The 11,837-nt window shown below is 68.9% G+C and carries 11 protein-coding genes; 4 read left to right on the forward strand and 7 right to left on the reverse strand.

Annotated elements, in window-relative coordinates; genetic code table 11:
- Positions 1-11 precede the first annotated feature (11 nt).
- The 5 genes from QM708_RS10620 to QM708_RS10640 all read right to left on the reverse strand — a co-directional run bounded on the left by QM708_RS10620 (position 12) and on the right by QM708_RS10640 (position 5,168).
- Positions 12-968: a phosphoglycerate dehydrogenase gene (locus QM708_RS10620; RefSeq protein ID WP_415107933.1), complete on the reverse strand. Its 957-nt coding sequence runs from the start codon at positions 966-968 to the stop codon at positions 12-14.
- On the reverse strand, positions 965-2,386 hold the full coding sequence (locus QM708_RS10625; protein WP_415107936.1) for an Nramp family divalent metal transporter: 1,422 nt from the start codon (positions 2,384-2,386) through the stop codon (positions 965-967). Before QM708_RS10625 ends, QM708_RS10620 begins: the two co-directional genes overlap by 4 nt.
- A gap of 274 nt (positions 2,387-2,660) precedes the next feature.
- Positions 2,661-3,425, reverse strand: coding sequence for a DeoR/GlpR family DNA-binding transcription regulator (locus QM708_RS10630; protein WP_415107939.1), 765 nt, complete (start codon positions 3,423-3,425; stop codon positions 2,661-2,663).
- 11 nt (positions 3,426-3,436) lie between these two features.
- Positions 3,437-4,195, reverse strand: a complete 759-nt coding sequence (locus QM708_RS10635; RefSeq protein WP_415107941.1) for an SDR family NAD(P)-dependent oxidoreductase — start codon at positions 4,193-4,195, stop codon at positions 3,437-3,439.
- Positions 4,196-4,214: 19 nt separating this feature from the next.
- A complete protein-coding gene (locus tag QM708_RS10640) occupies positions 4,215-5,168 on the reverse strand; it encodes a Gfo/Idh/MocA family protein (protein ID WP_415107944.1) in 954 nt (317 codons plus the stop codon).
- A gap of 229 nt (positions 5,169-5,397) precedes the next feature.
- Here QM708_RS10640 and QM708_RS10645 point away from each other — a divergent pair, with 229 nt between their 5' ends.
- Both QM708_RS10645 and QM708_RS10650 read left to right on the forward strand, forming a co-directional pair.
- Positions 5,398-7,584: an ATP-dependent DNA ligase gene (locus QM708_RS10645; protein WP_415107946.1), complete on the forward strand. Its 2,187-nt coding sequence runs from the start codon at positions 5,398-5,400 to the stop codon at positions 7,582-7,584.
- 78 nt (positions 7,585-7,662) lie between these two features.
- Positions 7,663-8,412: a phosphoglyceromutase gene (locus tag QM708_RS10650; RefSeq protein WP_415107949.1), complete on the forward strand. Its 750-nt coding sequence runs from the start codon at positions 7,663-7,665 to the stop codon at positions 8,410-8,412.
- 69 nt (positions 8,413-8,481) lie between these two features.
- Here QM708_RS10650 and phoU read toward each other — a convergent pair whose 3' ends face one another.
- Positions 8,482-9,147: a phosphate signaling complex protein PhoU gene (phoU, locus tag QM708_RS10655; RefSeq protein ID WP_415107952.1), complete on the reverse strand. Its 666-nt coding sequence runs from the start codon at positions 9,145-9,147 to the stop codon at positions 8,482-8,484.
- Between the two features lie 160 nt (positions 9,148-9,307).
- Here phoU and QM708_RS10660 point away from each other — a divergent pair, with 160 nt between their 5' ends.
- Together QM708_RS10660 and QM708_RS10665 are read left to right on the forward strand one after the other, a co-directional pair.
- A complete protein-coding gene (locus QM708_RS10660) occupies positions 9,308-10,447 on the forward strand; it encodes a sensor histidine kinase (protein WP_415107955.1) in 1,140 nt (379 codons plus the stop codon).
- Positions 10,444-11,121 carry a response regulator gene (locus QM708_RS10665; protein WP_415107958.1) on the forward strand — a complete coding sequence of 226 codons (678 nt, stop codon included), beginning with the start codon at positions 10,444-10,446 and terminating at the stop codon, positions 11,119-11,121. The genes QM708_RS10660 and QM708_RS10665 overlap by 4 nt, the downstream gene beginning before the upstream one ends.
- An 82-nt stretch (positions 11,122-11,203) precedes the next feature.
- Here the strand turns inward: QM708_RS10665 and QM708_RS10670 are convergent, their stop codons facing one another.
- Positions 11,204-11,788 (reverse strand): hypothetical protein, encoded by a 585-nt coding sequence (locus tag QM708_RS10670; RefSeq protein WP_415107961.1) that lies wholly within the window; start codon positions 11,786-11,788, stop codon positions 11,204-11,206.
- Positions 11,789-11,837: the final 49 nt, after the last annotated feature.

An 11,837-nucleotide genomic window follows, 5' to 3' on the forward strand; every position in this document is an offset into this window, starting at 1 on the left:
GCTCCTGTTGTTCACACGGGGTTGCGGGGGCTGCGGCCATCGAGGACGGCCGCGATGTCCTCGACGACGGACACCCCCATGAGTTCGTTGGCACGGTCGGTGAAGGCGCCGATGTGCGGGGTGAGCAGCACGTTGGACGCCGCGAGCAGCGGGCTGCCCACCGGCGGTTCGGACGCGAAGGCGTCCGCCGCGTAGCCGCCCAACCGTCCGGACGCCAAGGCCGCGGCCACGGCGTCCTCATCGACCAGATCGCCGCGGGCGGCGTTGATCAGCAGGGCTCCGGGCCGCATCAGCGCCAGGCGGCGCTCGTCGACCAGGGTGGTGCCGGACGACGGCAAATGCAGGGTGACCATGTCGCTGGAGGCGAACAGGGCATCCAGGTCATCGGCCCGGGCGGCCCCCTCGGCCTCGAACCGCTCGGCGGGTGCGTACGGGTCGTAGGCGAGCAGCGTCATGCCGAAACCGCGCGCCCGGCGGGCCACCTCGCAGCCGATCCGGCCCAGGCCCACGATGCCCAGCTGCTTGCCGGACAGCTCCGGTCCGTGGAACTTCGCCCACTCGCCGGCGACCACCGACCGGTGCGCCTCGACGATGTGCCGGGCCAGGCCGAGCAGCAGCCCGAACACCAGGTCGGCGACCGCCGCATGGTTGGCGCCTGGCACGTTGACGACGGTGATGCCGTGCGCCTTCGCCGCCGCGACGTCGATGTTGTCGACGCCGACCCCGTGCTTGGCGATCACCTTCAGGTGCTCGCCGGCCGCGATCGCCGCGGCGTCCACCTCGTCGAGGCCGACGATGAGCGCCTCGGCGGTGCCGATCTCGGCCTGAAGCTGCGCCGAGGTGAGCGGGGAACGGGCGATGGTGGCGCGCGCGGTCAGGCCCAGGGCGTCCATGCGGGCGCGCGGGGCCGGCGACCACTGGCCGAAACTGGGGGACAGCACGAGTACGTCGTGACCGGTCATCGTCATCCGATCTTGATGCCGAAGACGTCGAGCAGCGAGAACACCGCGAGCGCGCCGACTGCGAGCGAACTGATCACCAGCATCAGCGTCAGGAAGGTGTTCGAGCGGAAGCGGGCGTCGAGCTCACGGCGCAGCACCCAGGTGGCGATCACCACGGCGACCAGGAAGATCGCGCCGCCGATGCCGCCGATCATCACCATGATCACCGGGGACTTCAGGCCCAGATAGGTGGCCGACCAGATAACCGGCATGCCGATCATGAAAATGCGGATCAGCCGGTTGCGCAGCTTGACGTTGTGCCAGTCGAAGACGCCGAAGGTGGCCAGGTTGTTGGCCCACAGCCGCGGCACGGACGCCCCGGAGGCGACGAAGGTCGACCACAGCACCGCGATGGCGCCGATCAGGAAGATGTAGTAGCCGGGCATGCCGAGAATGTCGGAGTACATCCGCGACAGGGTCGCGATCACGTCGTTACCCTTGGGGACCAGCTTCTGCGGGTGCAGGATCGCCGCGCCGATCGCGTAGAACGACATGGTGCAGGTGGTGCAGACGACCCACGAGACGAAGATGTCCAGGCGCATCACCTTGATCCAGCCCTCGGCGCGCTGGGCGCGCTCCTCGGAGCCGTCGTCGGGACCGGTCCAGCGGGCGTAGCCCTTCTCCATGCACCAGTAGGTGTAGGTGGTCATCTCGTCGGCACCGACGCCGGTCAGGCCGAAGACAGCGATGGCGATGGCGAGCGCGCCGGCCGGGATCTGGAAGCTGAAGCCTTCGAGGACATCGCCGAGGGTGAACGCGAACTTGGTGAACGGCAGCGACAGCGCCAGCCCGAGCGTGATCAGCGTGAAGACGAGCACCATGATGAACGAGCCTTGTTCGAGCAGCTTGTACCGGTTGGCCACGTTGAGCGCGACGGTGATGATCACCAGCGTGACCAGCCAGAAGATGATCGACTCGTGACTGAGTGCCTCGCCGAAGACGGGTGCTAGCATCGAGAAGGCGACCACCGCGCCGCCGATGATGCCGCCGCGCTGGAACATCTTGCAGACGTCCATCATGAACCAGAGCACGTTGATCCAGCTGGCTTTGCCGATCTTGAACGGCACCCGGGCATAGGCCTGCATCGCCGGGATGCCCTTGATGATCGTGTAGCTGGCCAGTTCCATCTGCACCCACACCTTGACGGTGGTGGAGATGACGATGAGCCACAGCAGCGCGAAGCCGACGGTGGCGCCCATCGTGGTGGTGGTGATCAACTCACCCGATCCGACGACCGCGGCCGACATGATCATGCCGGGGCCGAGGTAGCGCCAGCGCTCCTTCATCGTGGCGGGAGCATTCATCGCCTCGGCTGGGTCGAGGGCGTAGAGGTCGGCGGGAGGCGCCGACGTTGCGGCCGCGGACGCGGCGGGTGCGGAGCTCATCGTTGGGCCTTTCGTACAGCGTTGTACTGCGTGTAGTACGCACTATTGAAACCCCAACGCGCTAACTGCGCAAGTAGATGGACGATATTCGGCCGAATTCCTGCGCGAAGTGTGCAGTGTTGCGCGATGTGCGCGACCGACGGCGCCGGATCTGGGTACCAGCCGGTGGCTCTGCTCGTCGTGGTGCCCTACGCACCCCGGTCCGGTCGCGTAGTTCGGACTTGACGTGGGGTTGCTCGTGCCCGGATGTGGGTGCGAGCCGGGCAGGGAAGCGTCAGTCGGCGATGACGACGGGGATGCCCGCGCGGTGGAACGGGTCGAGTTGGGCGTCCGTCACGCCGGCGTCCGTCACCAGGGTCCAGTGCCCGGGCAGGCGTACCCAGGCGTTGAACGGGGTGGCGCCGATCTTGTCGGCGTGCGCGAGCAGGTACACCCGTGCGCCGGCGCGCGCCATCAGTTCCTTCAGCCGGGTCTGGGCCGGCGACGCCTCGCACAGCCCGCGATCGGCGGTGACGGCGTCCGCGCCCAGGAAGACGCGGTCGAAGGTCCAGCGTTCCAGGGCGGCCTCGGTGAGCGACCCGACGAACGCCTGGGACACCTCGCGGTACGAGCCGCCGAGCAGGACCCGCTCGATGCCGGTCGCGCCGGCCAGCTCCATGAAGGGGGTGAGCCCGCTCGTCACCACCGTGAGCGGCGTGAGCGCGCGCAGATGAGCGGCGACGCGGGCGGTGGTGGTGCCGGCGTCCAGCAGGACCGTCTCGCCCTGCTCGACTTGGCGCGCCGCCCAGCGCCCGATCGTCTCCTTGGCCAGATGACCCTCGGCGGAGCGCTCCTGCAAAGTCGCCTCGTGATGGGTGGTCGACACCGCGATCGCGCCGCCGTAGGTGCGCGCCAGCTGGCCGTTCTGGCCGAGCAGGGCGAGGTCGCGGCGGATCGTGGACGGCGTCACCTCGAAGGCGCGCGAAAGTTCCTCGACGCTCGCGAGGCCCTTGTTGCGCGCCATCCGCACGATGGCGTCGCGCCGCTGGGATGCCTTCACCGCAGACTCCTTCAGCGCGCCCCGGGTGCCGGGTGAGATCGGTGCACCTTGTGGTTCGCCGCCTGCGCGCGCGGGCGGATCACGATGCGGTCGATGTTCACATGCGACGGACGTGTCGCCATCCAGGCGATCGCGTCGGCGACGTCCTCCGCGATCAGCGGTTCGGCGACACCGTCGTACACGGCGTCCGCCTTGGCCTGGTCGCCGCCGAAGCGGACCAGCGAGAACTCCTCGGTGTGCACCATGCCCGGCGCGATCTCGCAGACCCGGACCGGTTCGCCGCACAGTTCGAGCCGCAGTGCCCCGGCCAGCATCCGCTCGCCGGCCTTGGCGGCGTTGTAGCCAGCGCCGCCCTCATAGGCGGCGTCCGCGGCGGTCGAGGTGACGAAGACGATGGTTCCCTCGGCGGCCTTGACCGCGGGAAGCAGCGCCTGGGTGACCCGGCCGGTGCCGAGCACATTGGTGGCATACATGGTGGTCCAGGCGTCAATGTCCGCGTTCGCGATCGGCTCCAGGCCCACGGCGCCGCCGGCGTTGTTGACCAGCAGATCGACCCGCTCGCCCGCTGCCTCGGCCAGCCCGGCCACGTCGGCGTCGCTGGTGATGTCACAGGCCGCCGCGATGCCGCCGATCTCGTGGGCCAGCGCGGTGACCCGATCGAGGCGGCGCGCGGCGCAGACCACGGTGAACCCCTCGGCGGCCAGCCTCCGGGCGGTAGCGGCCCCGATCCCACCCGAGGCGCCGGTCACGACAGCGATGCGGCTATTCATGGAGCCGATCGTATCGGCGTCAGCGGGCGAGATGGGCGTCCATCAGGCTGCGGGCGGTCAGGGTGAGGGTGGCCCAGCGTTCGTCGAGCGCGCCGGCGTCGGTTTGGTCGACGAAGTCGAGCACCTCGTGGTGCATGGTTCCGGCCAGCGGGCCGCGCGGGCACTCCCACAGGGTCTCGGGTTCGCCGCCGCGCGGATGCCAGCGGATGTAGCTGGGCTCGGAGGGGTCATCGAAGCTGAGCGCGCCGTCCTCGCCGGCGATGGTGCTCGGGGCGACCCCGGTGGCGATCTTCGACCAGGTGAGCGTCGCGACGAAACCGTCATAGGCCAGCGTCATCGAGCCACCGGCCTCGACGCCGTTGTGCAGCCACACGCTGGCGCCGCTGACGCCGCGGGGGCGTCCGAACCAGTCGAGCGCGGGCTCCAGGCAGTAGACACCGATGTCGGCCAGCGCCGAGTTGCCGAGAGCGGGGTTGAACGCGTTCAGGATCTCGCCGTTGCGGAAGGCGTCGTAACGCGAGGAATACTGCAGCTTCTCGATGTGCGCGTGCCGGAGCGCTCCCAGGCGGGGGAGCGCGTCGCGGATCACCCGGTGATAAGGGGTGTGCACGCTGCGCATCGCCTCCATCGCCACGACGCCCCGCGCGCGGGCAGTCTCCAGCAGAGCGCGGACCTCGGCGGCGGAGGCGCCCATCGTCTTCTCGACCAGCACATGACGCCCGGCCTGGATGGCGCGCATCGCCTGATCGTGATGGGCGTAGATGGGGCTCGCGATGTAAACCGCGTCGACCAGTTCGATCAGGGCGTCCAGATCGTCGACCGCATGCTCGATGCCGTACTGGTCGGCGAAGGCGCGTGCCCGGTCCAGATCGCGGGAGAGCACCGCCACCGGTTGGGCCCGACCGTCGGTGCTCGAACATGCCTCGACGAACCAGGTGCTGATCGTGTTGGTCCCGATGATCCCGAATCGCATGGCCCCATCTTTGCATCGCGGGGCCCCTCTTGGCCTCCAGGTCGCTGCAGGCATGGGCCGGGGGCCTCGTCGTGCGTGGCCCTGGCGGCGGGTGGTGGTCGATTTCTATGTCCAGTTGGAAGGCGATGTCTCGCGACTAGGGGTAATGCGTGGTGGTGTCGATCTGGACATAGAAAACGACTACGCATCCCCGTTCCCTGGCGTGCGCGGCCGGTGTTTACTACCCACCATGAGCGAGGCCGAGACCATCGAGGTGCCCGGGCCGGACGGCCTGCGGGCGATCAAGCTGAGCAGCCCCGACAAGGTGCTGTGGCCTGCCACCGATACCTCGGTGGCGGTCACCAAACGTGACCTGGCCCAGTACCTGCTCGCGGTGGCCGGGCCGTTCCTCGCGCTGAACGGCGATCGGCCGATGACGCTGCAGCGTTTCCCCGAAGGGGTCGAGGGGGAGGAGTTCTTCTCCAAGCGCCCGCCCGCGGGCACGCCCGCTTTCCTGCGCCGGGTCACCTGCACCTATCCGAGCCGGCGCCGTCATGATCAGCTCGTCTTCGATGAGCCGGCCGCGCTCGCCTGGGCCGCGCAGATGGGAACGATCACCTTCCATCCCTGGCCGGTCCGCACCGCGAACCTCGACAATCCCGACGAGTTGCGCATCGATCTCGACCCGCAGCCGGGACGCACCTTTACCGACGCCGCCCGCGCCGCCCTCGCGCTGCGCGAGGTGATGGCCGAGGCCGGCCTGACCGCCTACGCGAAGACCTCCGGCAACCGGGGCGTGCACGTCTATGCGCGGATCAAGCCCACCCACGAATTCCAGGACGTCCGCCACGGCGTGATCGGCATCGCCCGCGAACTCGAACGACGGCTGCCCGATCTGGTCACCGCCAGCTGGTGGAAGGAGGAGCGCGGCGAACGCGTCTTCGTCGACTTCAACCAGGCCAACCGTGACCGCACCATCGCCGGCGCCTACTCACCGCGCCGGGCCCCGCGTGCGCCGGTTTCGATGCCGTTGCGCTGGGACGATCTCGCCGGCGCCGACCCGCAGGCCTTCACCGTGCACACCGTGCCGGCGATCCTGGCCGAGCGCGGCTGCGCGTGGGCGTCCTTCGGCGACGAACCCGGCGACGTCACGGGTGCGCTCGCCCTCTGGGAGGCCGATCTGGCCCGCGGTCTCGGCGAACTCAACTTCCCGCCCGACTACCCGAAGATGCCCGGCGAGCCGCCGCGGGTGCCGCCGAGCAAGCGCAAGGCCGACCGCGCCGAGGCCGACTATCTTGCGCCCAAGGCCGAACGGGACGCCGAATGGGGCACCCCGATCGTGCCGCCGTTCGGGCCGATGCTGGCCAAATCGGTGAAGAACTTCCCCGCCGGAGACATGCTCTTCGAGCCTAAGTGGGACGGCTTCCGCACCCTGATCTGGCGTTCCGGCGACAAGGTCGAGCTCGGCTCGCGCAACTCCCGCCCGATGACCCGCTACTTCCCCGAACTGGTCGAGGCGGTCAAGCAGAACTTCCCCGATCCGTGCGTGATCGACGGCGAGATCATCATGATCGACCCGGACGCCGCCGACCGGCTCAACTTCGACCTGCTGCAGCAGCGCATCCATCCGGCCGCGTCCCGGATCAAGCGGCTGTCGGCCGAGATCCCGGCCAGCTTCGTCGCCTTCGACCTGCTCGCCCTCGGCCCCGAGAACTATGCCGAGAAGCCGTTCCGCGAACGCCGCGCCGCCCTCGAACGTGCCCTCGCCGGCGCCCGTCCGCCCATCTACCTTACCCAGGCCACCGCCGATCGCAGCACCGCGCAGCAGTGGTTCGAGCGGTTCGAGGGGGCCGGCCTCGACGGGGTGATCGCCAAGCCGCTGGACGCCCCGTACGCCGAGGACAAGCGGGTCATGTACAAGATCAAGCACGAGCGCACCGCCGACTGCGTGGTCGCCGGCTACCGGCTTTACCGGGGCGAGACCGACGCGATCGGCTCGCTCCTGCTCGGCCTGTTCACCGACGAAGGCGTGCTCAATTCGGTCGGCGTGATCGGCGCTTTCCCGATGGCGCGCCGCCGCGAACTGTTCACCGAACTCCAGCCGCTGGTCACCGATTTCGAGGGTCATCCATGGGCGTGGGCGCAGCCCGAGGAGGTCGCGCCCGACAACCGTGACCAGTCCATCCCGCGGACGCCGACCGCCGCCGCGCACTCGCGCTGGAACGCCAGCAAGGATCTCTCCTTCATCCCGCTCGCGCCCGAACTCGTCGTCGAGGTGCGCTACGACCACATGGAGGGCGTCCGGTTCCGGCACACCGCCCAGTTCGTGCGCTGGCGTCCGGATCGCACCCCTGACACCTGCACGTACGCCCAACTCGAGGAGCCGGTCAGTTACGACCTCGCCGACGTCCTGGCGGTGCCGGACGCCGGCGCCTGACCGGGCGGAATCGGAGCCGATGAGACGGAGGTCGGCAACCGGCCTCCTGATTCGCCCCGGAACGCTAGGCTCACGCCCATGACGTACAAGCTGATCCTGCTGCGCCACGGCGAGAGCGAGTGGAACCAGAAGAATCTGTTCACCGGTTGGGTGGATGTCGACATCAACGAGAAGGGCATCGGCGAGGCGAAGAAGGCCGCCGAACTGCTCGCGTCCGAAGACCTGCTGCCCGACAAGCTGCACACGTCGCTGCTGCGCCGTGCGATCCACACCGCCTACCTGGCGCTCGACGGCTGCGACCGTCACTGGATCCCGGTGCAGCGCTCGTGGCGGCTCAACGAGCGCCACTACGGCGGTCTGCAGGGCCTGAACAAGTCCGAGACGCTCGCCAAGTACGGTGAAGAGCAGTTCACCCTGTGGCGCCGCAGCTACGACACCCCGCCGCCCGTGCTCGAGCAGGACGCCGAGTACAGCCAGTACAACGACCCGCGCTACGCCGACATCCCCGCTGAGGAGCGCCCGCAGACCGAGTGCCTCGCCGACGTCGTCGTGCGGATGCTGCCCTACTGGGAGTCCGACATCAAGCCCGACCTCGCCGACGGCAAGGTCGTCCTGGTCACCGCGCACGGCAACTCGCTGCGCGCGCTGGTCAAGCACCTCGACAACATTTCGGACGCCGACATCGCCGGGCTCAACATCCCGACCGGCATTCCGCTGCTGTACGAACTCGACGAGGACTTCAACCCGGTCACGCCGGGTGGTCGCTACCTCGATCCCGAGGCGGCCAAGGCTGCGATCGAGGCCGTGAAGAATCAGGGCAAGAAGTAGATCAGCTACCACGCAACGATGCCCGGTCCCTCCAGGGGGCCGGGCATCAGCGGTTTCGTGGGGAGGTGATCAGGCGATCGTCCAGTTGTCGCCCTCGGGGTGCAGGCCGGTGACCAGGTAGATCACCCGGCTGCCCATCAGGACGGCGTGGTCGGCGATGCGCTCGTAGTAGCGGCCCAGCAGGGCGCAGTCGATCGCGGCCTCGACGCCGTGCTCCCACGAATCGTCCAGCATGACGCGGAACTGCAGGGTGCGCAGGTCGTCGATCTCTTCGTCGTGGTCGGCCATCTTCTCGGCGTCCAGCACATTGCGCTCGTCCAGCGTGCGCCCGGCCAGTTCGACCATTTCGGCGGCCAGCTTCGCCATCCGCTGGAAGTTGCCGCGCATCGACTCCGGCACGGCCTGGCGCGGGTAGCGCATCCGGGCGATCTTGGCGACGTGGGCGGCCAGGTCGCCCATCCGGGCCAGGTCGGCCACCATGCGCAGCGCCGCGACGACCGTGCGGAGCTCGCCGGCGACGGGCGCCTGCCGGGCGAGCAGGTTGAAGCAGCGGCTCTCGAGGTCGTCGTGCAGGGCGTCGAGTTCGGCGTCGTCGGTGATCACCCGCTCGGCGGATGCCAGGTCGGCCGACAGCAGGGCTTGCGTGGCGTCGCCGACGGCGACCTGCACCTTCTGGGTCATGGTGACCAAGTCGTCCACGACCGACGACAATGCCTCGTGGTAACTCGCGCGCATAGCGCTCCTTCGCATTCGTAGGTCGGCCCGGGGTAGGACCAACCTGGACACTACGGCTCGGTGGAAGCATAGGCGGGCACCGAGGCCAACGTGTGGTGAACAGTCGATGAACCTACGCCCGTCGCGTTCCGTCCCGCGTGGAGAACCCTATGCTGGCGGCGTGTCTCCCGCGATCGCAGCTCTGGCCGGCCTGGTCTTCGGCGCGCTGATCGGCATGGCCGCGGGCGCGACGATCGTGCATCGCCGGATGGCCGCCGTCCCGCCGCCTGATCCGTTGCCGGAGCGCCGCCGCATCCTCGACTCGCTGCGCAGCGCTGCGGCGCTGGTCGGCAATATGGACGAGATCCTCGCCGCCAACGATCAGGCGGTCGACCTGGGTGTCGTCCGCGGCGACCGGATCGCCGTCGCCGAATTGCTGGATCTGGTGCGTCACGTGCGCCGCACTGGTGAGGACGCCTCGGCCAATATCGACCAGCGTCGCCCCGGGCGCGTGGAGCAGAAGCTCGCCGCCCGCGTGCTGAGGCTCGATGACGGCACCGTCTTCGTCGTGGTGGACGACCGCAGCGCCGCGCTGCGCGTGCTGGCGTCCGCACGCGACTTCATGGCCAACGCCACCCACGAGCTGAAGACGCCCATCGGGGCCATCACGCTGCTGGCCGAAGCGACCGAACAGGCCGCGGACGACCCCGAGGCCGTCCTGCACTTCAGCGGCCTGGTGCAGCAGGAAGCCCGGCGGATGACCGAACTGGTGGCCCAGATCGTCCAGCTGTCACAGCTGCAGAATGGAACGACGCTTCACCCGGACTATGTCTACGTCGACGACGTCGTGGGCGACGCGCTCGATCGCTGCCGGGTCGCCGCCGAGCAGCGCCAGATCAGCCTGACCTGTGGCGGCGTGACCGGGATGCGCGTGCGCGGCTCGCGTGAGTCCCTGGTGACCGCCGTGGTGAACCTGATCGAGAACGCGATCGCCTACTCCGACGCCAAGACCCGGGTGGTGGTCACCGTGCTCCGAGCCCGGGCCGAGGCGGGCGACCGGGTCGCGATCGCGGTCACCGACAACGGCATCGGGATCCATCCCGACGACCAGGAACGGATCTTCGAGCGCTTCTATCGCGTCGACTACGCGCGCAGCCGGCAAACCGGCGGCACGGGCCTGGGCCTGTCGATCGTCCGCGAGATCGTGGACGTGCACGGCGGCGAGGTGTCCGTGTGGAGCAAACCGGGTTCCGGATCGACCTTTACCATCAGCCTGCCGCTGGCGGTCTTTGATGAACAAACCGAGGAGGACGCTTCATGAGTGTGGTGCTGATCGTCGAGGACGAAGGCAGCTACCGCGACGCTTTGCGGTTCATGCTGACCCGTGAGGGCTTCGACGTGATCCTGGCGGCGGACGGCACCGAGGGCCTGGCCCAGTTCGAGCGCCACGGCGCCGACATCGTGCTGCTGGACGTGATGATGCCGGGCTTGTCCGGCACCGAGGTGTGCCGGCGGCTGCGCCAGATCAGCACGGTGCCGATCATCATGGTCACCGCCCGGGATTCCGAAATCGACAAGGTGGTCGGCCTGGAACTGGGTGCCGACGACTACGTGACCAAGCCGTTCAGCCATCGCGAGCTGGTCGCGCGCATCCGCGCCGTCCTGCGGCGCGGGGTGGAGGCGGAGTTGCTGCCCGACGTCATCCAGGAGGCCGGCGTCCGGATGGACGTCGAACGGCACGAGGTGTCGGTGGACGGCGAGCCGGTGAAGCTGGCGCTGAAGGAGTTCGAACTCCTCGAGATGCTGCTGCGCAACGCCGGGCGCGTGCTCACCCGCGGGCAGCTCATCGACCGGATCTGGGGCCCCGACTACGTGGGCGACACCAAGACCCTCGACGTTCACGTCAAGCGGCTGCGCGGCAAGATCGAGAAGGACCCCGCCAATCCGCAGCGGCTACTCACCGTGCGTGGGCTCGGCTACAAGTTCGAGGGCTGACCGCAGGCCAGCACCGGCCACAGACAGAACCGCCGCGATACCCGGATGGGCGTCGCGGCGGTTCGCTTCGTCGAGGTGGTCGTTACGGCGTCGCGGTGGGTGTCGGTGTGGCCGTGCGTGCTGGAGTCGCGGAGGCGGACGCCGGGGCCGGGCTGACCGTCGTGTAGATCGGGTCGTCGTACGACATGACCGGCGCGACGGCGTGGGCTGTGCGGCCCGAGGCGAACGTCAGGGTGAGGTCGACCGTGAGGCCCGGACGCAGGTCGGGGCTGGACACCTTGATGACCGGCGCGGGATTCGTCAGCACGGCGATCTGGTCGGCCTTGAGCTCCACCGCGGCCCCCTGGGTCACGGTCAGCGGCGTCCCCGCGCTGTTGTCGGCCTTGAACGGTGTGCCGCTCACCGAGACAAGGCGGTCGGTGACGGGTGAGGTCATGGACGCCGAGAGGACCCCTTGGCCCTTGGTGTCGGAGATGACCAGCAGGTTGCGCACCTTCAACTGGCGGTTGTTGTCGTCGGTCTTGACGTCGATGTTGACGCCGTGCGCCGGCGTGTACGGCTGGAGCGTCTGCATGTCGAAACCGCACCCGGTCAGGACGAGCGTGGCGCCCACGCCCGCGATCAGTGCCCGGACAGCCCGGCGACGGCGGCGGGTGCTGGATTCCATGTCGGAGCCTCCTCGATCGAAACGTCTCGCTGGCGCACACAATAACGAA

The sequence above is a fragment of the Propioniciclava sp. genome (assembly GCF_047602245.1).
Classification (GTDB): Bacteria; Actinomycetota; Actinomycetes; order Propionibacteriales; family Propionibacteriaceae; genus Propioniciclava.